The sequence below is a fragment of the Nocardia sp. NBC_01388 genome, from assembly GCF_045040085.1.
GTDB lineage: Bacteria > Actinomycetota > Actinomycetes > Mycobacteriales > Mycobacteriaceae > Nocardia.
Genome location: NZ_CP109553.1, coordinates 3,210,112 through 3,234,624 on the forward strand (window position 1 = coordinate 3,210,112; position 24,513 = coordinate 3,234,624).

General features: G+C 66.4%; 24 protein-coding genes and 2 pseudogenes. 18 read left to right on the plus strand and 8 right to left on the minus strand.

From position 1 onward, the window contains the following. Positions 1-88 precede the first annotated feature (88 nt). From OG716_RS15785 to OG716_RS15830, 10 genes are all read left to right on the plus strand, one after another. Positions 89-1,435 carry a cytochrome P450 gene (locus tag OG716_RS15785; RefSeq protein WP_405138362.1) on the plus strand — a complete coding sequence of 449 codons (1,347 nt, stop codon included), beginning with the start codon at positions 89-91 and terminating at the stop codon, positions 1,433-1,435. Positions 1,436-1,467: 32 nt separating this feature from the next. After that, complete coding sequence (locus OG716_RS15790; RefSeq protein ID WP_405138363.1) at positions 1,468-2,982, plus strand: flavin-containing monooxygenase; 1,515 nt, start codon at positions 1,468-1,470, stop codon at positions 2,980-2,982. A gap of 22 nt (positions 2,983-3,004) precedes the next feature. Beyond that, on the plus strand, positions 3,005-3,631 hold the full coding sequence (locus OG716_RS15795; protein WP_405138364.1) for a TetR/AcrR family transcriptional regulator: 627 nt from the start codon (positions 3,005-3,007) through the stop codon (positions 3,629-3,631). A 133-nt stretch (positions 3,632-3,764) separates the two neighbouring features. Further along, positions 3,765-4,187, plus strand: coding sequence for an LLM class flavin-dependent oxidoreductase (locus OG716_RS15800; protein ID WP_405138365.1), 423 nt, complete (start codon positions 3,765-3,767; stop codon positions 4,185-4,187). 41 nt (positions 4,188-4,228) lie between these two features. Then, positions 4,229-4,747, plus strand: a complete 519-nt coding sequence (locus OG716_RS15805; protein WP_405138366.1) for a hypothetical protein — start codon at positions 4,229-4,231, stop codon at positions 4,745-4,747. A 103-nt stretch (positions 4,748-4,850) separates the two neighbouring features. Then, positions 4,851-5,363, plus strand: coding sequence for a PRC-barrel domain-containing protein (locus OG716_RS15810; RefSeq protein WP_405138367.1), 513 nt, complete (start codon positions 4,851-4,853; stop codon positions 5,361-5,363). 38 nt (positions 5,364-5,401) lie between these two features. Then, entirely contained in the window at positions 5,402-5,662 is a 261-nt protein-coding gene (locus OG716_RS15815; RefSeq protein ID WP_405138368.1) for a hypothetical protein, read from the plus strand. Between the two features lie 31 nt (positions 5,663-5,693). After that, positions 5,694-6,716: an LGFP repeat-containing protein gene (locus OG716_RS15820; RefSeq protein ID WP_405138369.1), complete on the plus strand. Its 1,023-nt coding sequence runs from the start codon at positions 5,694-5,696 to the stop codon at positions 6,714-6,716. Positions 6,717-6,946: 230 nt separating this feature from the next. Beyond that, complete coding sequence (locus tag OG716_RS15825; RefSeq protein ID WP_405138370.1) at positions 6,947-7,453, plus strand: hypothetical protein; 507 nt, start codon at positions 6,947-6,949, stop codon at positions 7,451-7,453. Between the two features lie 19 nt (positions 7,454-7,472). After that, entirely contained in the window at positions 7,473-9,020 is a 1,548-nt protein-coding gene (locus OG716_RS15830) for an MFS transporter (protein ID WP_405138371.1), read from the plus strand. A 6-nt stretch (positions 9,021-9,026) separates the two neighbouring features. Here OG716_RS15830 and OG716_RS15835 read toward each other — a convergent pair whose 3' ends face one another. From OG716_RS15835 to OG716_RS15850, 4 genes are all read right to left on the minus strand, one after another. After that, positions 9,027-10,433, minus strand: coding sequence for a DoxX family protein (locus OG716_RS15835; RefSeq protein WP_405139701.1), 1,407 nt, complete (start codon positions 10,431-10,433; stop codon positions 9,027-9,029). A gap of 120 nt (positions 10,434-10,553) precedes the next feature. Beyond that, positions 10,554-12,557: an ArnT family glycosyltransferase gene (locus OG716_RS15840; RefSeq protein WP_405138372.1), complete on the minus strand. Its 2,004-nt coding sequence runs from the start codon at positions 12,555-12,557 to the stop codon at positions 10,554-10,556. 99 nt (positions 12,558-12,656) lie between these two features. Continuing rightward, positions 12,657-14,192, minus strand: coding sequence for a sensor histidine kinase (locus OG716_RS15845; RefSeq protein WP_405138373.1), 1,536 nt, complete (start codon positions 14,190-14,192; stop codon positions 12,657-12,659). Further along, entirely contained in the window at positions 14,170-14,874 is a 705-nt protein-coding gene (locus OG716_RS15850) for a response regulator transcription factor (protein ID WP_405139703.1), read from the minus strand. Before OG716_RS15850 ends, OG716_RS15845 begins: the two co-directional genes overlap by 23 nt. A gap of 175 nt (positions 14,875-15,049) precedes the next feature. Here OG716_RS15850 and OG716_RS15855 point away from each other — a divergent pair, with 175 nt between their 5' ends. Beyond that, entirely contained in the window at positions 15,050-15,673 is a 624-nt protein-coding gene (locus OG716_RS15855) for a hypothetical protein (protein WP_405138374.1), read from the plus strand. A gap of 157 nt (positions 15,674-15,830) precedes the next feature. Here the strand turns inward: OG716_RS15855 and OG716_RS15860 are convergent, their stop codons facing one another. Then, positions 15,831-16,739: a hypothetical protein gene (locus OG716_RS15860; protein WP_405138375.1), complete on the minus strand. Its 909-nt coding sequence runs from the start codon at positions 16,737-16,739 to the stop codon at positions 15,831-15,833. 145 nt (positions 16,740-16,884) lie between these two features. On the opposite strand from OG716_RS15860, the gene OG716_RS15865 reads away from it, so the two are divergent. After that, entirely contained in the window at positions 16,885-17,268 is a 384-nt protein-coding gene (locus OG716_RS15865; RefSeq protein WP_355119971.1) for a hypothetical protein, read from the plus strand. 45 nt (positions 17,269-17,313) lie between these two features. Here the strand turns inward: OG716_RS15865 and OG716_RS15870 are convergent. Further along, positions 17,314-17,445 (minus strand): annotated as a pseudogene (locus tag OG716_RS15870) (FAD-binding protein); the annotation flags it as partial. Between the two features lie 165 nt (positions 17,446-17,610). Next, the gene (locus tag OG716_RS15875) at positions 17,611-18,207 is read right to left on the minus strand and encodes a dihydrofolate reductase family protein (RefSeq protein WP_405138376.1); all 597 of its coding nucleotides are present in this window, start codon (positions 18,205-18,207) and stop codon (positions 17,611-17,613) included. Positions 18,208-18,373: 166 nt separating this feature from the next. Here OG716_RS15875 and OG716_RS15880 point away from each other — a divergent pair, with 166 nt between their 5' ends. Together OG716_RS15880 and OG716_RS15885 are read left to right on the plus strand one after the other, a co-directional pair. Beyond that, positions 18,374-19,273 carry a Ku protein gene (locus OG716_RS15880; RefSeq protein WP_355119977.1) on the plus strand — a complete coding sequence of 300 codons (900 nt, stop codon included), beginning with the start codon at positions 18,374-18,376 and terminating at the stop codon, positions 19,271-19,273. A 56-nt stretch (positions 19,274-19,329) separates the two neighbouring features. Next, on the plus strand, positions 19,330-19,905 hold the full coding sequence (locus tag OG716_RS15885; protein ID WP_327145834.1) for a GNAT family N-acetyltransferase: 576 nt from the start codon (positions 19,330-19,332) through the stop codon (positions 19,903-19,905). On the opposite strand, the gene OG716_RS15890 is transcribed toward OG716_RS15885, so the two are convergent. Then, positions 19,906-21,330: an amino acid permease gene (locus OG716_RS15890; RefSeq protein WP_355119979.1), complete on the minus strand. Its 1,425-nt coding sequence runs from the start codon at positions 21,328-21,330 to the stop codon at positions 19,906-19,908. Between the two features lie 221 nt (positions 21,331-21,551). Here OG716_RS15890 and OG716_RS15895 point away from each other — a divergent pair, with 221 nt between their 5' ends. The 4 genes and pseudogenes from OG716_RS15895 to OG716_RS15910 all read left to right on the plus strand — a co-directional run. Continuing rightward, entirely contained in the window at positions 21,552-22,028 is a 477-nt protein-coding gene (locus OG716_RS15895) for a hypothetical protein (RefSeq protein WP_405138377.1), read from the plus strand. Positions 22,029-22,118: 90 nt separating this feature from the next. Next, entirely contained in the window at positions 22,119-22,394 is a 276-nt protein-coding gene (locus OG716_RS15900) for an NAD(P)/FAD-dependent oxidoreductase (protein WP_405138378.1), read from the plus strand. A 17-nt stretch (positions 22,395-22,411) separates the two neighbouring features. Further along, positions 22,412-24,205 (plus strand): carbamoyltransferase, encoded by a 1,794-nt coding sequence (locus OG716_RS15905; protein ID WP_405138379.1) that lies wholly within the window; start codon positions 22,412-22,414, stop codon positions 24,203-24,205. Next, positions 24,202-24,498: pseudogene (locus OG716_RS15910) on the plus strand (histidine phosphatase family protein); the annotation flags it as partial. The gene OG716_RS15905 and the pseudogene OG716_RS15910, both read left to right, overlap by 4 nt. Positions 24,499-24,513: the final 15 nt, after the last annotated feature.

Below are 24,513 nucleotides of genomic sequence, written 5' to 3' on the forward strand. Positions count from 1 at the left end.
GACGCCGCGAACGTGACCCTTGCCACTGCTGGTACGTGAATGTACCGTCATGTTGGTACATCGGAGTACCAACGCAGGGAGTTGGCGTATGACCGCCGTCAGAATGCCCGAGGGACCGACCACGCCGGGCTTCGTACAGGGCTTGAGAATCTTGACCGGGCGCACCCGCGCATGGCGGGGCATGCACGAGCGCTACGGCTCCGCGTTCACCGTGCAGCTGCCAAGATTCGGTCGCACAGTGGTGCTTTCGGAACCGGCCGAGGTGAAGACGCTGTTCACCGCGAGCACGGAGCTGGTCGACAATATCGACGTCAACCTCGGGCAGTTCCTCGGCCCCGGATCGCTGTTCTCGCTCGTCGGCGAGGAGCATCGCAAACAGCGCAAGCTGCTCGCGCCGCCGTTCCACGGCCGCCGGCTCGCGGTGTACGAGACGCTCATCGAGGAGGAGACGGTCCGCGAGATGGCCTCGTGGCCGTCGGGGCGCGAATTCGCGACCATGGACCCGATGATGCGGATCACGCTGAACGTGATCCTGCGCGCGGTATTCGGCGCCGAGGGCGCGGAATTCGACCAATTGCGTGAGCTGCTACCGAAATTGGTGCTCATCGGCTCGGCGCTGGCGGCGCTGCCGGTACCGCGGAAGTTCCTCGGGCAGTACGGCCCCTGGGCTCGATTCGCGGCGCACCGCCGCAGTTACGACGAAATCGTCGGCCGTCTCATCGACCGCGCGGCTGCCGCCGAAGACCTCGCCGAGCGCGATGACGTGCTCGCCATGATGCTGCAGGCCCGCTACGACGACGGCTCCGCCATGCGTCACAGCGATATCGCCGACGAACTGCTGACGCTGCTCACCGCCGGTCACGAGACCACGGCGACCACCCTGGCCTGGACGGTTGAGCGACTGCGCAGGCACCCGGAGCTATTGCGCCGCTTGGTATCCGAGATCGACGCCGGTGGCTCCGAACTGCGTGAAGCCACCCTGCTGGAGGTGCAGCGGGTACGTCCGGTCATCGACTCGACCGGGCGCAAGGTGCGCGCGGACACGCTGCAGCTGGGCCGGTGGACCCTGCCGAAGGGGCAGAACATCGTGGTCAGCATCCGGCTGATGCACGATAACGAGGAGCTCTTCCCGAATGCCCGGGCCTTCGATCCGGACCGTTTTGTCGGGGTGCGGCCGGGGACCTTCAGCTGGATTCCCTTCGGCGGCGGCGCCCGCAGGTGCATCGGCGCGGCGTTCGCCACCATGGAGATGAATATCGTCCTGCGCACGCTGCTCCGGGATTTCACCCTCGAGCCGACCGATGCGCCCGATGAACGCACCCACTTCCGCGGTGTCGCACTGGTACCGGCGAAGAAGGGGCGCGCGGTGGTGCGCCGCCGCACTCCCACGCCCAGCACATCCGCGGCGACACAGTCCGGCCAGGTGACGGTATGACCGCTCACCCGCGACAAGACGGAGGCGAACGCATGACCGACCATGTCGATGTGCTGATCGTCGGGGCCGGGCTGTCCGGCATCGGCGCGGCCCACCATCTGCAGTCGGCATTTCCCGACCGGACCTATGCGATCCTCGAGGCCCGCGAGCGGATCGGCGGTACCTGGGATCTGTTCCGCTATCCGGGTGTGCGGTCGGACTCCGATATGGCCACGCTCGGTTACCGTTTCCGGCCGTGGACCGCGGCCGAGGCGATCGCCGACGGGCCGTCGATCCTGCGCTATATTCGTGATACCGCCGCCGATGCCGGTATCGATCGACGAATACGGTTCGGGCATAAGGTGATTCGCGCCACCTGGTCCTCCACCGAGGCACGCTGGACGGTGCAGGTCGAGCATGACGGCACCACCTCGGAACTGACCTGCCACTTCCTGTACCTGTGCAGCGGCTACTACCGGTACGACCAGGGTTACACCCCCGATTTCGCAGGCGCGGAAGAATTCCGGGGACAGATCGTGCATCCGCAGCAGTGGCCCGCGGACCTCGACTACGCAGGTAAGCGCGTCGTTGTGATCGGCAGCGGCGCGACCGCGGTCACCATGGTTCCGGCCATGGCCGAGACGGCGGCACACGTGACGATGCTGCAGCGGTCGCCGACCTACATCCTGTCCGCGCCCACCGAAGACGTTGTGGCGACCAAGCTTCGGGCATTGCTGGGGCCGCGACGGGCCTATGCGATCACCCGGTGGAAGAACGTCGCGATCAGCACGCTGATCTATCAGCTCAGTCAGCGCCGGCCGGAGATGATGCGGAGGTTCATCCGCACCCAGACGGTCAAACAGCTGCCCGAGGGCTATGACGTCGACACCCATTTCAATCCGGCCTACGGTCCGTGGGATCAGCGGCTGTGCCTGGTTCCCGATGCGGACCTGTTCCGATCGCTGCGCGCCGGTGACGCCTCGGTGGTGACCGACCATATCGACCGCTTCACCCCCGGCGGCATTCGCCTGACATCCGGCGCCGAACTACCGGCGGACATCGTGGTCACCGCGACCGGTCTGCGGCTGCTGGCCCTCGGCGCGATCGAGCTCACGGTCGACGGACGCACGATCACACCGCCGGACACCATGGCCTACAAGGGAATGATGCTCGGCGGCGTACCCAATTTCGCCTTCACCATCGGCTATACCAATGCGTCGTGGACATTGAAGGCAGACCTGGTCGGGGAATTCGTGTGCCGCCTGCTGCGGCATATGGACGCCCACGGCTACGACCACTGCACACCGTGGCCGGACCCGGCGGTCACCGAAACACCACTGCTGGACTTCCAGGCCGGATACGTCCTGCGGGCCCTAGACCAATTCCCCAAGGCCGGGTCCCGGGCGCCGTGGCGGCTGGGCATGAATTACGCCCAGGACGTCCTCACCCTCCGGCACGGGCGGATCGAGGACGGCGTTCTCCGTTTCACCGCCCGGTCCACCGCAGCCGCGCCACCGATTACCGCCTTCGCGCCCGATGATCGCGATCCGGAACAGGTGACGGCCTGAGGAGGTCGCTAATCTGACTCTCGTGACACGCGCCGAGCTCGCACCCACCGCCGCCGAGGGCACGCCGGAATCCGGATTCCGGCGGCGCCTGCTCGATGCGATGGCAGATGCCGTCCGCGCGCGCGGTTACCAGGATGCGACGGTGGCCGACGTGGTCCGCAATGCCCGCACCTCCCGCCGCACCTTCTACGAGCACTTCACCAGTAAGCAGGACTGTTTCATCGCCCTGCTCACCGAGCGGAACAACGAGACGATCCAGCAGATCTACGAGGCGGTCGACCCGAATGCGGCGTGGCGTACCCAGGTGCGCCAAGCCATCGAGGCCTGGATCCACGCCTCGCAGGCCGATACCACCATCGCCCTCGCCTGGATTCGCGATACCCCGTCCCTCGGCGAGAGCGCGCGCGAACTGCACCGCGCCGCCGCCGAAGCATTCATCGATCTCATCCAAAATCTCACCACCACAACAGAATTCGAGCAGCCGAACCTGCACCCGCCGTCCCGGCAGATGGCGACCATCCTCTACGGCGGCTTCCGGGAACTCATCGCCTCCACCGTCGAGGAAGGCCGCGATATCACCGAGATCATCGATATAGCGGTGGACACCGCGCTGGCCCTCGTCGGACCCCGCTACACGCCCGGTAGTTGAGACCATTCCGGCCGACGGCCGGCCGATTGGGTTCGCGATGATCCCAATCCTGTTCGGCCGCAGCTCGATCCGGTTGGATGCCTGGTATGACGACGCGGCGGCGGGCCGAAATCCAAGCGGGCGAGCAGATCTCGTGACGGTGCAGATCAGCAATCTGTCGTTCCTGACCCCGGGAAACTATCCCGACGACAATCCGTACAGCGGGCTCGAGGACACGCTGCAGCTGTTCGAATACGGCGAGCGGCTCGGCTTCGGCGGGGCCTGGATCCGGCAGCGGCATCTCGAACACGGTGTCGGATCGGCGGCGGTCTTCCTGGCCGCGGCCGCGCAGCGCACCAGCCGAATCGAATTGGGCACGGCCGTGATTCCGATCGGCTACGAGAGCCCGTTCCGGCTGGCCGAGGATCTGTCGATGGCCGATGTGCTGTCCCGGGGCCGGTTGCAACCGGGCTTCAGCGCGGGCACGCCGCCGCATGCGGAGCTGATCGGGAGTCTGGTCTTCGACGGGGTGACTGGCGCACCTACGATCTGTCGCACGGGCGGATCGAACGACTGATCGACAATCTGCGCGGCGACTATCTCGGCGCTGCGGATGCGGTGATCCACTCCCCCGGCAATACCCAGCGGCCCCGGCTGCGGCCGCACAATCCCGGGCTGGTCGACCGGCTCTGGTACGGCGGCGGCAGTGGCCGCTCGGTGCGCTGGGCCGGGAAGAACGGGCTCAACCTGCTCTGCGGCAATATTGTGACCGGTGAGCACACCGACGACTTCGGCACCGCGCAGCTGACCTTGATCGAGGAGTACCGCCGGCTCGTCGATCCGGCCCGCCCGGCGCGGGTCGCGGTAGGACGGGTGATCGTTCCGTTCGACAGTGCGGACCGCGCCACCCGCGAGCGCTACCGCCGATACGCGGCCTCCCGGCACGAGCGAACTCTCGCGCCGCAGGGGAACGGCGCATTCTGTTCGCCCCGGATCTGGTCGGCACTTCCGAGGAGATCATCGATCGGCTGCGGGCCGATCCGGTGCTGGCCCATACCGCTGAGCTGCGCCTGGAGCTGCCCTACGAGTTCCATCGCGAGGATTACGAACAGATCCTGCACGATGCCCGCGAGCTGATCGCTCCGGGCTTGGGCTTGCCAGTTTGGACAACATCGGGTTGGGTATCAGCTAAGTCGCAGCAAGTTTTGTGCAGATCATTTCCCGACACCGAGGAGAGATCGTGGCGAAAACAACGCTGGATTCATTGATCGGTTGCACGATGTACGACACCGCCGGCGAGCAGATCGGCCGGGTCGAGAATTTCTACGTGGACGATGATTCGGGTGAGCCGACCTGGGCGGTGGTATCCACCGGGATGTTCGGTGAACATTCGCTGGTGCCGCTCATGGGTGCCGAATATCGAGCCGCCGACACCACGCTGCGGGTACCGGCCATGAAGTCGCAGGTCGATTCCGCACCCCACCTGGACCACGACGGCCGCATCGAGCCGCGCGCCGAACAGGAATTGCTCGCGCACTACGGCGCCGACCGCCGGCGAGCAGGTGCCGACCCTGCCGGGCGCGGCCGGATCCAGCCCGGACCCGATGCGCCCATGACCACCGGACGCGCGGATCCGAATGCTGTACTGCGCGAGCAGGAGCGGCTGATGAGAGGCCATGAGCAGGCGGTCTCCGACACCGTTCGCACCGACCGCTTCGGCACCGGAATGCCTGGGACAGGCGCGAATTCATAGCACGGTAGGCACATCCCCTTCATGCACCAGGAGGAATCATGGAATGGCTACTGGGTCTGCTCGGCGGCGTGATCGGAGGTGGGATCGGCGGCGCCAAGAGCCCGTTCGGTCCCGCTGTCAGCGGTGGCGCCGGAGCGATCGGCGGCGGCATCACGGGCGCGATCATCCAGGCTGCCACCGGTAGTGGATTGGACTTCGGTCAGATCCTCGCGCAGGTCGGCGGTGGCGGCGTGGTCGGCGCCGTGGTCGCCGCGGTGATCGGATTCGTGACAAAACCCAAGACGAGCAATATCCGCTGATTCTCGGACGACTCTCGTGAGGAGCTCTTCGATGAAACGCTGGAAAGGATCGATCACCAGGACCGCGGCGGCGCTCGGCTTGTTCGCCGCCTCGTGCGCCGGTGTGCTGCTCGCCCCGACGGCCTCGGCACAGCCTGCCGGTGCGGACGCGGCGATCAATGCGCATTACGACGAGAAAGGCGGCGCGTCCTCGCCGCTCGGCCAAAAGGTCGGCGGCGTATACGCATTCGGGTCGGACGGCGCGGCGCAGGATTACAGCGGCGGAAAGATCGTCTACTCGCCGGAGACCGGCGCGAAGGTGATGTACGGCGCGATTCTCGACAAGTATCTCGCCCTGGGCGGCGCGGATGCGGGCATCGGTTATCCGACCAATGACGAATCGGACGCACCGGTGGCGGGCACCGCCCGATTCAGCGAGTTCTCGGCGGCCGATGGAGCCACCATCGAGTGGAATCCGCAGAACGGCGCCTGGCTGGTGCGAGGACCGATCCGGACGGCGTGGTCGCATCTGCACGCGACCGACGGGGTGCTCGGCGCTCCGGCCAGTGACACCACGCTCGCGAACGGCGTCTACAGCCAGACCTTCCGCGGGCAGAACGGCACTCCGGTCGATATTCGCTGGAGTCAGGCGGACGGCTTCGTCACCGTCCCGCCCGAGATCGCCGCGCAGCTGAGCGGACTCGATGTCTCGGCACCGGGAGCTCCTCCCGGAGCATCGGTGGCTACCCCGGAGCAATCCTCTGGGACCGCCGCGGATACCAGCTCGGGCGGCAGCGACAACAAGAAATGGTGGGCACTGCCCATCGGCCTCGTAATCGCCGCTGCGGCAGGCGGTCTCGCCGCCATGGTGACCCGCGGTGGACGCGGCGGCGGCAGCGGGACGCCGAAGCCCGCCTCGACCGGCATGCCTGCGGCGAAGGCTCCGGCAATGGCGGGCGCGGGCGCAATGGGCGGGGGCGCAAGCGCTATGAGCGCGGGCGCCATGACCGGCACCGCGCACGGCTCGCATCTCGCGACACCGCGCGAACGTGAGCGCGGTTTCAGCTGGGCCTGATATTCCGCCGAGGGCGGAGTGCTCGGTAACGGGCGCTCCGCCCTCGGCATGTCCGGGGGCCGCGTAGCAGCGTCGTCGGGCGGTCGCCGCGGTGCGCCCGGATATTGCCCTCCCTGCTGACGGAATCGCACCGCGCGGGAGTGGCCGCGAATACGTGCCCGCCGGTCGGTCCGGGCGCGTAATCTTGATTTCTGCTATCCATGCCGGTCTGTCGCTTAGGAGGACAAGGCATGTCGAATCGTATGCTCGTATCGAAATCCCTTGTGGGATGCGCGCTTATCGCGGCGGTACTCACCGGATGCGGCGTATCGGCCAAAGAACCGGAGACCTCGCACCCGACCTCGGCCGTCCCCGGTATCGACGCCGCGCTGACGCAGGCCGTCACGGACGCCTATCAGCGCTTCTTCGACGGCTCCACACCCGCCGACCAGAAGATCGCGGTGCTCGAGAACGGCCAGAGTTTCGCCGATACCATTCGGGCGCAAGTGGATTCACCGATTGCCAAGGGCACCAAGGCGACCGTGTCCAGCGTGACCGCCGCCGGGGCCGACAAGGCGAATGTGGTGTACACCGTCTCGCTGAACGGCACGCCCGCCCTGCAGGATCAGCCGGGCAATGCGGTGCGGGCCGATGGCACGTGGAAGGTGTCGGCCACGACGTTCTGCGCGCTGCTCACGCTCGAGACACAGGGCAAACCGCCCGCGCCCTGCAGCGCGTCGACCACGCCGACCAGCTGATATGCGCGCGACCGGAGCAATGACGGCCGGTATGGCGCAGCGGCCGGGCATCGCACTGGCCACCGTCACCGCGGTGCTGTTCGTGACCTTTCTCGACACCACCGTCGTCAGCGTCACGCTCGGCGATATCCAATCGGATCTGCACGCGGGTGTGGTCTCGCTGCAGTGGGTGGTCAATGCGTACACGCTGGTGTTCGCGAGCCTGATGCTGACCGCCGGATCGCTCGGCGACCGCTGGGGACGCAAGCGGGTGATGATCGCGGGGTTGGCGGTTTTCGCTGCGGGATCGGTGGTTTCGGCGCTCGCCACCGGAGTCACGATGCTCATTGTGGGCCGCGCGGTCATGGGAGTGGGTGCGGCGGCGTCGGAACCCGGCACACTGTCGGTCATCCGGCACATCTTTCCCGAGCGGCGTGAACGCGCCCGGGCGCTGGGTGCGTGGGCGGCGGTCTCCGGACTCGCACTGGCGCTGGGACCGGTGATCGGCGGCGTGCTGGTCGGGGCCTACGGCTGGCGATCGGTGTTCTGGTTCAATCTCGCCGTCGGCGTGGTGGTGCTGGTCGCCGCGCTACGGTACGTGCCGGAATCGGCCGACCCGCAACCCGGTCCGGTCGATATCGCCGGATTCATCTCGGGCACAGTCTTTCTCGCGTCCGTGATCTACGCGGGCATCTCCGGCGAGGAGGTCGGGTACGGCGCGGTATCGGTGGTGACGCTGTTCGTGATCGGCGGTATCGCATTGGCGGTGTTCATCGTCGCCGAGACGAGAGCGCGCAATCCCATGTTCGATTTCCACTACCTGAAGCGCCCGATGGTGCGCAGCGCACTGATCGTGGCGTTCGCCGTCTACTTCGGGATCTTCTCGATTTTCTTCTTCACGGCGCTGTATCTCCAAGAGGTGTCCGGGTATTCGGGCTGGCGCACGGCAGCGGTCTTCGCGCCCATGGCAGTCGCCATTATCGTGGGTGCGTTGTTCGCGGGATTCTGGGTGGCACTGCGCGGTTCGCGTACACCGATGATCACCGGCTGCGTACTCGGCGCGGCCGGCATCCTGCTCACCCGCCAAGTGCTAGGTGTGACACCGGAATTCGTTCCGCTGACGCTGTCGCTGACGCTCGCCGGGCTCGGTTTCGGCGTTGCGGTGGTGCCTTTGACGTCGGCGGTGCTGTCCGGGGTGCCACCCGAGCATTCGGGGATGGCGGCGGCCGCCACCAACACCATGCGCCAGGTCGGCGCGGTGGTGGGTGTGGCCGCCCTGGGCTCCCTGGTGAATTCGTTCCTCAATGCCGATCTGGTGTCCCGGCTCAACCAACTGGGCATTCCCGCGAACTTCCAATCGATCGTGATCGATGCCATCAAGACCGGCCAGGTGCCCGCGGGTGGGGATTCCTCGGCCTCGGCGGCGTACGGGCCGATAGTCGACCAGGTCATCACCGCCACCTACGCCGCATTCCATCGGGGTCTCGAAGTGGCCCTGCTGGTTTCGGCGATCATGATTCTGCTCGCGGCAGTTGTCACGGCCGTGTCCGCCCGCGGCGATCGCTCGGGGTACGAGTACGAAACCTAGTGCTGCTCAACGGTTGTAGGGCTGCTCCTGGACCCAGCTGAAACCGCGGTCCACCAGGGGGAAGGATTTCGGGTCCAGCTGGGTGAAGCGGGCGTGGATGCGGTGGCCCGCATAGTCGTCGGCGTCGATGATCAGCTGGCCGGGGCCGGGCCACCAGTAGGTGAGGCGGACTCGGACCGGAGTTTCCGCGTAGGTGCCCAGGGCGATGCGATTGTGCAGGTCGATGAAGTGGCGCTTGGGATCGATGGCGCCGCCGTACTCCTCGAAGGAGTCGTCCATGTGCTGAATGGTGAGCACCACCGGGTCGGAGACGTGGAAGGGACGGTCGACAACGATTCGGCGCCAGCGCAATTCGTCGGTGAGCAGCGGATCGCGGGCATAGCCCTCCGAGGAGAAGCCGACAACCTGATAGATGCCGTACAGCTCGGGGGTGGGGTGCGCCCACTGCCGCAGGTTCTGCGCACCGGTCACGCCGAGCACGCTCAGACCCACCACCAGCTGCGCCACCAGCGCGATCCGATTCGCCCGCGCGGAGTCGAACAGCGGCACCGGCCGGAGCGCGGGCGCGGCCCGATCGGAGAACAGCACCGCCAGCACCCGGCGGGCGCGGGGTGCGAGCAGGAACAGGCTCAGCAGCAGGAACTGTGACGACACCGTCTTCAGTCGGACGTCATAGGTCATGTTCAGCAGGAACACCTGGGTCATATCCACCGCGCAGAGCAGCGCACCCGCCGCCGTCGCGCGCGGTACCAGCAGCAGCACACCGGCCAGCAATTCCGCTGCGCCGAGCAGGATTTCGTACGGCTGCGACACACTGACCTGCGACCACAGCACACCCTCCGGGCTGAAATTGCCGAAGGGCTCCACCAGCCGGTTCAGCACGAACGGCATCTGCGTCGGAATCGCCTTGGCCGTCCCGAAATAGAACATCGCGATGGCCAGGACGAACCGCAGATACAGCTGAGCCCACGCGAACAGGCGGGTGTACCGCGGCCGCCGCCGATCCAGCACCGACCACACCACCGTCGCCAGCGCGGCGATCACCACCAGGAGAAACAGTGCGGTCCACTGGAATGCGCTGTCACTGCCCACCTGCACACTGACCACGTGCAGACCCAGCATATGGGTGGCAGTCCACTCGATCGGCGGGCGCGCGAGGTGCAGGATATTCAGCACCGAAGTCCAGCCCGACCGGATACCCAAGCCCGACAAGAGGATCGGCAGCAGGCCGAGCACACCCGCCAGGCCGAACAGGCCGAAGTAGACGACGCCGAAGCGGAATCCGATGCGGGTCGGCAGATGCCAGTCTCCCGAGTCGGACTTCCCGTCCTGCTGCGGTATCGGATCGGCTCCCGGGGCCTCCGGTTCCACAGGAGTCGGTTCGACCTCGGCCCCGACCACAGCGGTATTCACCACCGGCCCCCTCCCCTCTCCAGCAACACTGCGCCACGACAGTAGAGGCGGAGGCTTAAGAAGGACCGCGTAGTTCGCTTAAGAAGGTGCAGCCGAAACAGCGTTCATCGCGGGCCCCGTTCAGGAAGTGAGGGGATGCGTGAGGTCGTAGACCGTTGTGCCGCCGATGGTTTCGGCGACGTAATGGGTTTCGACCCACGCCGTGATCTCGCCGGCACTGCCCGATCCACCGCCGGGGCCGCCACCCATGCCGCCGCCGGAGATGAAGTACGTGACCTCACCGTCGGTGACGTACTGCTGGAACTGAGTCAGGGTCGGTGAGTTGTCGCTGCCGGTGAAGCCGCCGATCGCCATGACCGAGGCGCCGGTAGCCAATTCGAGGCTGCCGGCCGATTGCGAGCCCACGGTCGCGGCGGCCCAGCGCGTGCCGGTGTGCTTCACCAACTGCTGCAGTTCGGTGTTCGTCGCGCTGGAACCGCCGGGTCCCCCGCCTTCACGGCCGGTTACCGCATCGCCGGGGGAACTCTCGGCGGGTGCCCCGCCACCGGGTCCGCCGCCCATCCCCTGGCCGGGAACAACCGGGCCTGAGGTCGGTATGGATCCGGTGTGCGCGGTTGCTGCGGTTTCGAGGGCGTATGCGGTCGTCCCGGCCAGTCCGAACAGGAGTCCGGCGATGGCGACAACCGCGGTGAATTTACCGAGCTGATGTGCACCGACGGCGACGATCGCCGCGATCACGCTCGAACCGATCAATACGATCCAGCGCAATGGCGGGTACCAGTCGGGTGTGCGGTCGAGCAGAATGAAATTCCAGACGCCGGTGGTGGCGGCCATGGCGGCGAGTGCGATACGCGCGGTGCGGAATTGGCGGGCGCGCCACAGCTCCACCACCGATACTCCGATCAGAGCGGCGATCGCGGGCGCGAGAGCGACTGTGTAGTAGGGATGGATGGTGCCCTGCATGTAGCTGAAGACGACGCCGGTGACGAGAAGCCAACCGCCCCAGAGCAACAGAGCGGCACGGGAGCGTCCGGTACGCGGCGTGCGGCGGGTGAACCACAGGCCCGCGATGAGGCCGATCAGGGCGGCAGGGAGCAGCCAGGAGATTTCGGTGCCCATGGAATCGCCGAACAGTCGGGTGATTCCGGTGCTGCCGCCGAAGCCAGTATTGCCACCGCCTCCACCGCCGCCGTTGCCTTCCCCGCCCAGGACACGGCCGAGACCGTTGTAGCCGAGAGCGAGTTCGAGCATGCTGTTATCGGTCGATCCACCGATGTACGGGCGGGAAGCGCTGGGCCACAGGCTCACCAGCGCGACGAACCAGCCGCCGGAGACCACCAGGGCCGCGAACGCACCCAGCAGTCTCACGATTCGATGCCGCAAGCCGATCGGCGCGGCCACCAGGAACACCAGTCCAAGCGCGGGCAGTACCAGGAAAGCCTGCATCATTTTGGTCAGGAAGCCGAAACCTACTGCCACACCGGCCAATGCGAGCCACCGGCCGCTACCGTTAGCGGTGGCGCGCACCGTGCAGTAGGCCGCCGCAACGAGCAGTAACACCAGTAAGGCGTCGGGGTTGTCGAACCGGAACATCAGTGCGGCAACAGGAGTCACTGCCAGCGCCACCCCTGCCAGCAGCCCGGCCGCCGGACCGCTCCAGCGCCGCACCGCGCCGTATACCAGGCCGACCGACGCCACACCCATCAGCGCCTGAGGCAGCAGCATCGAGAACGAGCTGAACCCGAACACCCTGCCCGACAAGCCCATTACCCACAGCGAGGCCGGTGGTTTGTCCACGGTGATGGCATTGCCCGCATCCAGCGAACCGAACAGCAGCGCCTTCCAACTCTGCGTGCCCGCCTGGACCGCGGCCGCGTAGAAGTCGTTGGCCCAACCGGATCTGCTCAGTCCCCACAGGTATAGGACCGCGGTGGCCACCAGCAGCGCCCACAGGCTCGGACGCACCCACCGATCCTGGCCGGGTGGGCCACACAGCAAGCGGGTGAATCGACTCGTCGGACCGTTACCGGATGCGGTGTCCGGCCGGTGCGCCCGGTCTTCGATGCCGGCAGGTCCCCCGCCGGTAGTTGTGCGGGCGGAAGCGCCCAGCAAAGGTGTAGTCATTCCTAGATACTCATGGCCCGATGTGGTTGCCACCTATGCCGTAACTGTGAGCCGGCTATGCGGCGGGCCGCACGTCATCAATGTGGCGGCCCCACACGGTCACATCGATGTGGCAGCCCGGTCGCCAGGGAGCCGGACAGTGAATTCGGTCCGCCCCGGGACACTGTCCACCGAGATGACGCCGCCGTGCGCTTTGACCACAGCCGCAACGATCGCCAGCCCCAGGCCGGTGCTGCCCGCACGCCGCGAACGCGAGGAATCGCCGCGCGCGAAACGCTCGAATACCTCCGGCTGCAAAGCTTCCGGGATGCCGGGGCCGTCGTCGGTGACCCGCCACACCGCTCCCCCTTCGCCGCCGAAGTCCAGTGCGGTGGTCACCGTGGTGCCCGGGCCGGTGTGGGTGCGGGCATTGGTGAGCAGGTTGGCCAGCACCTGATGCAGACGGGCCGCGTCACCGGTGATCACCACCGGCTCATCGGGCAGCTTTAGGTCCCACCGGTGATCGCGGCCGGCGATATGCGCATCGCTGACCGCGTCGACGGTGAGCTGGGTCAGATCCACCGGCTCGTGCTCGAGCCCACGGCCCGAATCCAGCCGCGCCAGCAAAAGCATGTCCTCCACGAGCGCGGTCATCCGCCGGGATTCCGATTCCACCCGGCTCATCGCATTCGCCACGTCATCGGGCACCTCCGCCCGTTTGCGTTGCGCCAGTTCGGCATAGCCGCGAATAGCGGCCAGCGGGGTGCGCAGTTCATGGCTGGCGTCGGCGAGGAATTGCCGGACGCGGGTTTCGCTGTCATGGCGTGCCGAGAGCGCGTCGGTGATGTGATCGAGCATTCGGTTGAGGGCCGAACCGAGCTGGCCGACCTCGGTGCGGGGATCGGCATCCTCGGCCGGAACCCGAACGGGCAGAGCGACTTCGCCGCGATCGAGTTGCAGATCGGCGACCCGGGACGCGGTCGCCGCAACCCGATCCAACGGGGCGAGCGCGTGGCGGATGAGCCAGATGCCCACCGTGATCGCGACGATCAGCACGACCACCGTGACAATCAGCAGGATCAGCAATACCCGCATGAGGATCGCGTCCACGGACGCCGAAGGTAAGCCGGTGACGACCGTGCCACCGTCCCAGGTCTGATCCGCGACCAGCCGATACCGGCCCTGACCGGCGAGATCGACGGTGACCGGTCCACCCGAGGCCGGCACCGACGCAAGCTGCTGCTGCGCTGTGTCCGACAGTGCCGTCTGCGTGCCGTCGGCGCCGATCTTGCCCGCTGTGGTGATCTTCCCGCCATCGAGGATGGCTCCCACGGCACCGGGTTGAATGCCGCCGCGATCCAGGAAGCTCGGTCCCGGCCCGGACGGCGGAGGCGGCGGACCCGACGGCGCACTCGGCCGGGGTCCGAGGCTGGGGCCGCCGCCGGCGTCACCGAGTGAGCGCTTCTGCACGCCGATCAGCTCGGTATCGAGTTGATGCACCAGAAACTGTTGCAGCGCAAACTCGGTCGCGGCGCCGGTCCCGACGACCACGATCACCAGCAGCAGCACCTGTCCGACCAGGAGCCGGGCGCGCAGTGACCAGCGGCGCGGTGACCGCCCGCGGCCCGGCGCCTCAGCCTGCGGGTTTGAGGACATATCCGGAACCGCGCAGGGTGTGGATCATCGGCTCGTGCCCGCTGTCGATCTTCTTGCGCAGGTAGGAGATGTACAGCTCGACAATGTTGGATCGACCGCCGAAGTCGTAGCTCCACACCCGATCCAGGATCTGCGCCTTGCTCAGCACCCGCCTGGGGTTGCGCATGAAGAAGCGCAGCAGCTCGAATTCGGTGGAGGTCAACGTGATCGGCGTACCCGCCCGGGTGACCTCGTGGCTGTCCTCGTCCAGAACCAGGTCACCGACCACGATCTGGGCGCCACTGTCCGCGGTGGTGACGCCGGTGCGGCGCAGCAGCGCGCGCAGCCGCAACACCACCTCCTCGATGCTGAAGGGTTTGGTGACGTAGTCGTCGCCGCCCGCGGTCAGCCCGGCGATGCGATCCTCGACCGAGTCCTTCGCGGTCAGTAGCAGTACCGGCAGATGCGGGAACTGCGCGCGCAATTTGCCGAGCACCTCGAGTCCGGTCATATCCGGCAGCATCACATCGAGCACGACCACATCCGGGCGGGTCTGCCGCGCCTTCGCGACGGCCGTACGCCCATCGCCCGCGGTCGTCACCTCCCAGCCCTCGTACCGCAGCGCCATCGACACCATCTCGGCCAGTACCGGCTCGTCATCCACCACGAGCACGGTGATAGCGCTGCCGTCGGCTCGGTGCATGACAACTCGTTCGGCCGGGCTGTTTCCAGTGGTCATCACGGACATTGTCTCACCATGAACGCGGACGATTGGTGGTTGCTGTGCCGTGTCTATGTGCCAGCTGTGAACACACGGACTTAACGGATGCAGACCTCGCGCACAGCGCACACCCATGTCCGGCGACCAGGGTCGAACCATGACCAACCCCACACCGGCCCCTCCCACTCCCGAAACTCCTTGGGGCGCCACTCAATCCGCACCGGCGTCCACCTGGACTGTCAAGAAGACGGTCACCGCGGTAGGTATCGCCGCAGTACTCGCCGCCGCCGGCGGCGGCATCGTCTACGCGGCTTCCGCCGCGAACACCGCCGGCGCCCACAGACCGGGCGGGCCGGGCGGAACCGAGACGACCGGTGGCCCCGGTGGCGACACCATGACCGGTCCTCCGCTGCACGGAGAGTTCGTCGTCTCCGACGGCAACGGCGGCTACACCACCGAGCTCACTCAAACCGGCACCGTGACCGCGGTGTCCACGACCTCCATCACCGCCGAGAGCAGCGACAAGTACGCCCAGAGCTACACCATCACGGCCGCTACCAAAGGCGCGTCCGCACTGCACACGGGTGACACGGTGAGCATCCACGCCACCAAGACCGACGGCACCGCCACCGTCACCGCGATAACCGAGGGCACGGCGAGCGGGCCCGACGGAACAGGCGGGGGTCCGGGCGGCGACGGCGACGGTCCAGGGGGCGCCGGTGGTGGCAATGCAGGCCCTGGAGGCGAGGGCCCCGGCCCGAAGGACCGAACGGGCAACTGATCAATTCAGAGCCCGTACTCCGCCGCGACCCAATACGCCGCAGGAGCACGGATTCTGGCTCTTCAGCGAGTGAATTTCGCTGCCCTGACCCGAGCCGACGTCGAAAGCCCTGTGCCCGAAGGGTATCGGGCCTTCGGCGGGTCACTCCGATTCGCCGTCAGTTGGAGGGCAACTGGTTTCTGATTCGCTCCGCGCGACGCTCCAGACCCTCCAGGTGTTGGCGGGCGCGGCGTAGGGCTTCGCGGGTGGCGCGTTCGGTCGCGGCCGTGAAGCGGCGTTGGTCCTCGGCGTGGGCCAGTTCGGCGCGCAGGGCGGTGATGCGGGATTCGCGGTCGGTCAGGTCGGCGGTGGCGGTATCGTGGTCCGATTGGGCGGAAGTCAGAGCGGTGCTGGCGGATTCGAGATCGGCGAGGGTTTGCTCGAGTTCGCGGCGCGCCTCGGCGTGCGGGTCGCGGGCGGGCTTGGCGGCGCGCGGGTAGTTGCCGGTTCGGCGAGAATCGGCTGTGGACTGCCGATTGCGGTGTGTTTCAGGCTTTTCCGAATCGGTGCCGCCTGGCGCGCTGGGCTGGGCAGCGGGGACAGCGACCAGGCCGGCGGGGCCGAAGCCGTCGTAACTGGCTGCGGCAGTGAGGGTCCCGGTTCGAACGTGGTCGGCGACCTCCGGATCGGCGAGGGCTGCCTGCAGGGTGCTGCCGACGTCCCGGAGCACCGCTTCGCCGGGGCGCGGGCCGTGCACGGCGGCCAGATCCGCGGCCTTCCGCGTGAGAGTGCTGAGCAGCTGCTGCCGCTGGGTGGTGAGCGTGCGCAGCTGCTCGCCCGACAACCGGCGCTGGGCCTCGCGCAGTGCATCGCCGAGGTCGAGCAGGGCACGAATATCTTCGGGTGCGGCCCGGACCAGCAGATTCACCGTCCAGGCCGGCACGGTCGGCCGCCGCAACTTACCGATCGCGGCCGCCAGCACCCGGTCCCCGTCGTCGCGCGCCTGCCGCGCCCGCTCGGTGCGCACCGCCACGAACTCCGCGGGTGGCACCCCATAGAGCTCTGCCGCAACCTCCTCGAGCGTCATACCACCCCACCCTACGACCTCAGCTCGGATGGCGGTTTGCTCGGCCGTAACCCGGCTGCCGTGTCCTCGGCCGACGTGGCGGAGTCGGGATTGCGCGAGGAGACTGGGTGCGTAGCGCTCGAAATCTTCTTCAGGAGCAGATGCGATGGCAACCAATGGGCCTTTCGGGATCGATCCGGAAGATTTCGAACGTGCGCTGCGAGAGGCGGGGATCGATATTCGAGACCTGATCGGAAAGGCCGGGGAGTACATCGATCGGGCGGGCAGCAATCCCCTGGCGTCGCTGCTCGGTCAGTTCGTACAGCCCGAACGCACCCGCCCGCCGAAACCGGAGGGCGCGACCACCGGCGAGACCGGCAGCGGAGTGTGGGCGATCTTCACCATCGGCGACGACGGCGAGGCCCGCGTCGACCAGGTTTTCCCGAACGAACTCGAGGCCTTGCGCGCGCACCGCGACAATACCGACGATCGCCGCCGCGTCCGATTTCTGCCCTACGGCGTCCCGGCGAGCGTGCTGGACGCAAGCTGATCGGCGACGGCTGGATCGCTCATGCACTGTCGCCATGCCGCGCATGTCCACTGCGACACCATCGGTCAACGACTCACCCCGCGAGGAATGCCCACAACCGCGCGCGACCACCTCGGTGGACTTGGTCGCGGCATCCCGAACAACCGCAGCGACCTCGGCAACAGAACCGGGGCGCACGATCAACCGCGGAGCGCGACCGGCCAGACCGCCGAAATCTCGGATAGCACCGTGCCGATCGACGTCTGTCAAAGCCAGACTGTATCGAATTCGACTCCAGTGGCATCAGTTTCGCAGCCACGACGGCTACAACGCACGCGAGTCTTCGTTGCCTGCACCGATCGCTCAGCGCTGACTCAATCCCCCTATCCGTTGCGCCGCAAGGTGATTCTCTTCGAGAGGCGGAAGCTCGTAGGTCAACTTGACGATCTGCGAGAAGGTCTTGACGCTTGCGAGGGTCATCTTGGCGCCCTGCCCTTGCCGGAAGAACTGCTTGCCCGCACCGGCGATGAAGGGGAAGACGGTGAGGTCGATGACGTCGATCAGCCCCTCCCGCAGCAGGCTCTCCCCGAACCGGCCGTGGCCGAGAACCAGGAGGCTGCCGCCGTCTTGTTGTTTGAGACGGGCCACCTCGGCCACGGCTTCGCCTCGAACGATGACCGTGTTGTTCCAGTCGGCCCTCGCCAGCGTCGAACTGAACACGTATTTCGGGATCGTCGTGAGCCGGCCGGCCCACATCGGCTTGTGGTCCGCGCGTCCGTCGTACAACTGCGCGAACGCCTCGTAGGTGGCGCGCCCGAACAGGATCGCATCGCAGGCCGCCAGCAGGCCCAGACCGTCCCGTAGATACGCGTCGTCCTGATACTCGGCCACTCCCATTCCGACGGGGTCTTCGATGACCCCATCCGCCGAGGCCAGGACATATTCGATCACTGTTCGCATGGCGCGCACCCTTCTGATTCGGTTACAGGTACCTACCGACGGCGACCCCCGAACTCATCGCGACCGGTCGCGTGCGAGGGCGCCGACCCGGTGCAGCGGCCACCCGAAACCCCAGATCGGCCATGCGTTAACCGCCCGGAATTCCGGTCCGAAGTACGATCGGACCATGCGGTCCATTTGGAAGGGCTCCATCGCGTTCGGGTTGGTCAATGTCCCCGTGAAGGTCTATACGGCCACGGAGGACCATGACATCAAGTTCCATCAGGTGCATGCCGCTGATGGCGGGCGGATTCGGTACGAGCGGGTGTGCACGGTGGACGGGCAGCCGGTGCAGTTCGCGGATATCGATAAGGCGTACGAATCACCGGACGGTGATCGGGTGATTCTCACCGATGAGGATTTCGCGAAGCTGCCCGCGGCGGAAAAGCATGAAATACCGGTGTTGCAATTCGTGCCCGCCGAGCAGATCGATCCGATCTTCTTCGATAAGAGTTATTTCCTGGAACCCGATTCGAGTACGCCGAAAGCCTATGTGCTGCTGGCGAAAACGCTCGAACAGACCGATCGGATCGCGCTGGTGCACTTCACGCTGCGCCAGAAGACCCGGCTGGGGGCGCTGCGAGTCCGCGACGGCGTGCTCGTCCTGCAGGCCATGCTGTGGCCCGATGAGGTGCGGTCGGTGGCCTTCGACAAGCTCGACGGGGTGGCGGATCCGCGGCCGCAGGAGCTGCAGATGGCCGAGACGCTGGTCGACACGCTGTCGGATGATTTCGATCCGGGCCTCTACGTGGACGAATACCAGATCGAGCTGAAGAAGCTGCTCGACGAGGCCATTGCCAGCGGTAGCAGTAAGGTCACGCGCGCGCCGGAAGCGGCTGCGCCCGAGATGGACGCCGAGGTCGTGGACCTGGTCGCGGCGCTGCAGCGGAGTCTGGAAGCGTCCGGACGGGGCACCGCCAAGAGCGGGGATGCACCCAAAGCGGCGAAGGCGGCCGCACCGGCGAAGAAGACTGCCAAGAAGGCGGCGAAGAAGGCTCCGGCCAAGCAGGCTCGCAAAGGCGCCTAGGACCCGGTCCGGGCCGCAACGCGTCGCGACAGCGTCTACCTGGCAAACTGTCGGGTATGGAACCGGCCATAGCCATTGTCCCCATGGGACTCGGACATCTACGACAGGTACTAGATCTCGGCTACGAGGTGTTCGACACCTCCACCAAACCCTATACGTCCTGGTCGCTCACCTCGGTGGCCGAGCATCTCGACAGCGCCGGCCGCTCCTGCTGGGTCGCGGTGGACTCCGATCGGGTGGTGGGATTCGTACTCGGTTCGATGGAGTTCGAGCTGCGCGACGACTGGGCCTATCTGGAGTGGATCGCGGTCGCGCCCGATATGCAGGGCCGCGGTATCGCCGGGCGACTCATGTCCGCCTGCTGCGACACCCTGTTCGAACGCGGTGCGCGCCGGATCGTCACCGATGTGGAGATCCACAACACCGCCTCGGCCTCGCTGATGAAGCGCAACGGTTTCGCCGAGGGCACCACCGTCACGCTGTTCGTGCGACCGAATCCGACCCCGAACGCCGAGGACGATCCGGCCGAGACCGAGAGCGACCAGGTCACGCTCATGCCCGGCACCAAGCGCGAGCTGATCCGCAAGGGCCGCATCGCCGGTGAGGGCGGCCGGGCGCGGATCAACCGCTGATCATTCGGCCTGCACGGCGGACTGCTCGAGCTTGGAGTGCTTGCGCGAATAGCCGAAGTACACGATCAGGCCGACCAGCAGCCACACCACGAACCGCACCCAGGTCTCCCACGGCAGCGACCAGATCAGATAGATCGAGAACCCGATCCCGACGACCGGCACCACCGGCATGAGCGGCAGCCGGAATTCGCGCGGCTCCTCGGGACGGGTGTAGCGCAGCACCATCACCGCGATGCTGACCACGATGAAGGCCATCAGAATGCCGATATTGGTCAGCTCCGCAACGGTATTGATCGGCAGCAGACCCGCCAGGATCGCCGACCCGACGCCCACGATCCAGGTCACGCGAGTAGGCACGCGCCGGGTGGGGTGCGTCTTGGCGAACCAGGCGGGCAGCAGGCCGTCGCGGCTCATGGCGTACCAGACGCGGGTGGTCGCCAGCATGAAGGCAAGCACCACGGTGGCGATACCGATAATGGCGCCGACGGCGATCACATTCGCAATACCCGGCAGGCCAACGGATTTGAAGGCGCTGGAGAAGCCGCTGGTCGGATTGATCTCGGTGTACTTCTGCATGCCGGTCAGAACCAGCGTCGCCAGCACGTAGAGCACCATGGCGATGGCCAGTGAATACAGAATCGCCTTGGGCAGTTGCTTTTTCGCCTCGGTGGATTCCTCGGCGGCGGTGCTCATGGCGTCGTAGCCGAAGACGGCGAAGAATACCGTCGCCGCGCCCGTCCACACCGCGGCATGACCGTAGGGGAAGTAGGGCGTGTAATTGGCGCTGTTGATATGGAATACACCGAGTCCGATGATCAGCAGCACAACCGCGACTTTGACTCCCACGAAGAAGGTTTCGAATCGCCCGACGCTCTTGATGCCGCGCGTGAGCACCCACGCCGTGCCCAGACAGAACACCACCGCGAAGACATCCACCACATGCCCGTCACCGGTCCCCGACGCACCGAGCATCCAGTGCGGCAACGTAAGTCCCATCTGATCGAGCAGGAAATTGAAGTACCCGGAGACGCCGATGGCGACCACCGCCGACACCGCCGTGTACTCCAGCAGCAGATCCCACCCGATGAACCAGCCGCCCAACTCCCCCAGTGCCACATAGCCATACGTGTAGGCCGACCCCGCCTTGGGCACCATGCCCGCGAACTCCGCATAGCACAGCGCCGCGCACGCACTGGCCAGTCCGGCGATGAGGAACGAGATCAGCACCGCGGGACCGGCTGTCTTGTTCGCCACCGATCCGGCCAGCGAGAAGATCCCCGCCCCGATGATCCCGCCGACACCGATCGCGGTCAGCTGCCACAGACCCAGGTGTTTGGCCAGCCGCTGATCGGCGGGCGTATCGTCCTCGATCTCGCCCAGGGGTTTGCGACGCAGGATCTGGCTGCGCAACTCCGCGATCGACATACGGCGTCCTTTCGTCCCACTGCGGCGCCATCGCGACGCAGTTCTGACTCGAGATCACTCCATACGATCACGATCGCGCACGATTCGTCCGTTAATCCGGCCCCTGTTATCGCACGGAAAAGTGAAACGACCCCGGTCACTCACGGCCGGGGTCCATGGGCAGGAGATTGGGGAAAACCTGTGGCGGCGGATCTGTCGCACCCTCTGCCTAGGGTGGCCGCATGACCGATGCCACTATGACCGCCATCAATGACGCCGTAACCCTTGGGAGGCAAGGGAATACCGAGCATGCCCGGGAAACCCTTGCCGCGCTGTGGAATTCGATCGGCGCCGATGGCGATCCGTTGCATCGCTGCATCCTGGGGCACTACATGGCCGACCTGCACGATCATGCGGCCGACGCGCTCACGTGGGATGTTCGCGCATTGGATGCCGCCGAGGCGCTCACCGACGAGCGCACACAAAGGCTGGACGCCTCGCTCACCGTCCGCGGCTTCTACCCGTCACTACACCTCAACCTCGCCGACAATTATCGCCGTCTGGGCGCATTCGATACTGCGCACCGGCATTTGGACGCGGCGCGCGCACGACTCGACGCACTGAGCGAGGACGCCTACGGCGATGTGGTCCGGGCGGGCATATCGCATGTGGAAACAGCACTTGCCGAGGGCTCCACCGATCGGCTACCGACGCACTGATCTTGCGGCACAGGCGAAATCGGCCTTCGCTGCCATAACGAGCTCTCGTAGGAGTCTACGAAATGCCGGTCCCGGCCCACCGGCGTTTTCATGTCTTCCATGCCTGTCGGCACCACCTACCCCGCTCTCGCCGGCGCCCGGATCGAGCGCGGCTGGAGTGGAGATTTCGACGGCAGCCCGGACGGGTCAGCATTCATCGGCCGAGATCCCGCCCGCCCCTTCCTCTACGCGGCAGGATTCTCCGGCCAGGGCCTGTGCCAAGCACCCGCGGCCGGTGAGATCGTCCGAGATCTCCTGGCCGACAAGCGAACCTGGATCGACACCGCAGAACTGGCCACCGATCGCTGCCCTGTCGAAGCCGTGTAGCAGGAAAGGAAATTGCCATGATTGTTTTGGGCTGCAACGGTTTCACCCGTGTCTCGGAGGTCTTCGCCGAGCATTTCGGTGCGGTCGGCACCGATCGGCACTACCTCCTCGGCCATGACGCCGGTGCCGCACTGCTGGTGGACGGCCAGTTGGTCGCCGCCGTGGAGGAGGAACGGCTCAACCGCGAGAAGAAGACCACCGCCTTTCCGATCAACTCGGTGACATGGTGTCTCGACCAGGCAGGACTGCGATTCTCCGATATCGACCTGATTGCCATCCCCTGGAATTTCTCGGCCGAAGTTCTGGACCGGATGGTGCAGGACATCACCGCCGCGCCGATGCCGGCCTCGGCGAAAATGGCTCTGCTGGCCAGTATCGGCACGCTGTTCACCGAGGTCGTCAGCCACGAGGCGATCCTGGCCGACTTCGCCGCCCGCACCGGCTTCACCCCCGATCCGGACAAGGTGAAGTTCGTTCCACACCACCTCGCGCACGCGATGACCGGCTACTACCTGTCGGGTATGAAGGACAGCGCGTTCCTCATCAGTGATGGTCGCGCAGAGGTATTTTCAGCGCTGATGGGCGAGATTCGCGATGGCCGCATCCGCGTCTTCGACGAGTCCACCATCGGCGCGGAATTCTCGATCGGCCTGCTGTTCGGAGCGATCACACGATTCCTGGGCTTCGTGCCCGATAACGACGAGTACAAGGTGATGGGCCTGTCCGGATACGCCGAGCCCCCGTCGCCGAACCCGTTCGTCGAGCACTTCGTCCACTTGCGCGAGGACGGGCGCTACACCTTCGACAGACCCCTTCAGACGGACAATCCGCGCAGCCTCGAGCCGCTCTTCGAGGAGTACTTCGGTCCCGCGCAGGACACCGTCGAGTACAAGTCCCGGGTGGCCGCGGCGGCGCAGGAGATGCTGGCCGTCGTCACGAACCACCAGCTCCGAGCGCTGGAAGCCAAGTCGGATCTGAACCACCTGTTGTTCGAGGGCGGCGTTGCGCTGAACTGCCTCAATAACACTCCGCTGTTCGAGGGTTCGAGATTCGACGATATTGATGTGAGTTTCGGCGCCGGCGATACCGGCATCGTCATCGGCGCAGCGGTCCGCGCCTGGCTCGATCACGACGCCGCCGAGGCGAAGCTCGCACCACACGTAACTCCTTATCTCGGACCGGAATTCGACGAAGCGACGATCGAGCAGATCCTGCGGGAGTTCGGCGATCGCGTGGGCTGGACCAGGCTCACCGATGCCGAGATCGTCGATCAGGTGTCGAAACTGCTGACCGAAATGGTGGTCATCGGCTGGTTCGAGGGCCGGACCGAACACGGCCCCAGGGCATTGGGACACCGCAGCATCCTGGTGAATCCGACGTTCCCCGATATCAAGGACGTCATCAATACCAGGGTCAAACACCGGGAACCGTTCCGCCCGTTCGCGCCCCTGGTGCTGGAGGCGGACGCGTCGAAGGTCTTCGAGATGGGCCGCAAAACCCGTTCGCCGTACATGACTTTCGACTTCCCGGTGCGACCGGAATTCCACGACGTGATCCCGGGTGCGATCCATGTGGACGGCACCTCCCGGGTGCAGACGATCACCGATCGCGACACCCCGCGACTGGCGGAACTCTTGCGCCGGTTCACCGCACTGACCGACGTCCCGTGCCTGATCAATACCTCGTTCAATGTGGCGGGCGAGCCGATCGTCTGCACCCCGGCCGATGCGCTGAACTGCTTCCTCGGCACGGAGATCGATTACCTCGTGCTCGGCAATCACCTCGTCACGAAGGCCGCCCCCGCCGTATGACGCTCGGACTCGATCCGGGCTCGCCCACGACACTTGTGCTGCTGCGGCACGGCGAGACCGCCCTGACGCCCGGCAAACGGCTCTCGGGCGGCGGCTCCGACCCTGCTCTGTCCGAGACCGGGCGACGGCAAGCCGCGGACGTCGCACAGAGGCTCGCGACCCACGGCACCGTGCAGGCAGTGGTGTCCTCGCCGCTGCGCCGGTGCCGCCAGACCGCCGAGGCGGCAGCGCGGCGACTCGGCCTGGAAGTCCAGGTCGAGGAGGGGCTGCGCGAGGCGGATTTCGGCAATTGGGAAGGCCTCACCTTC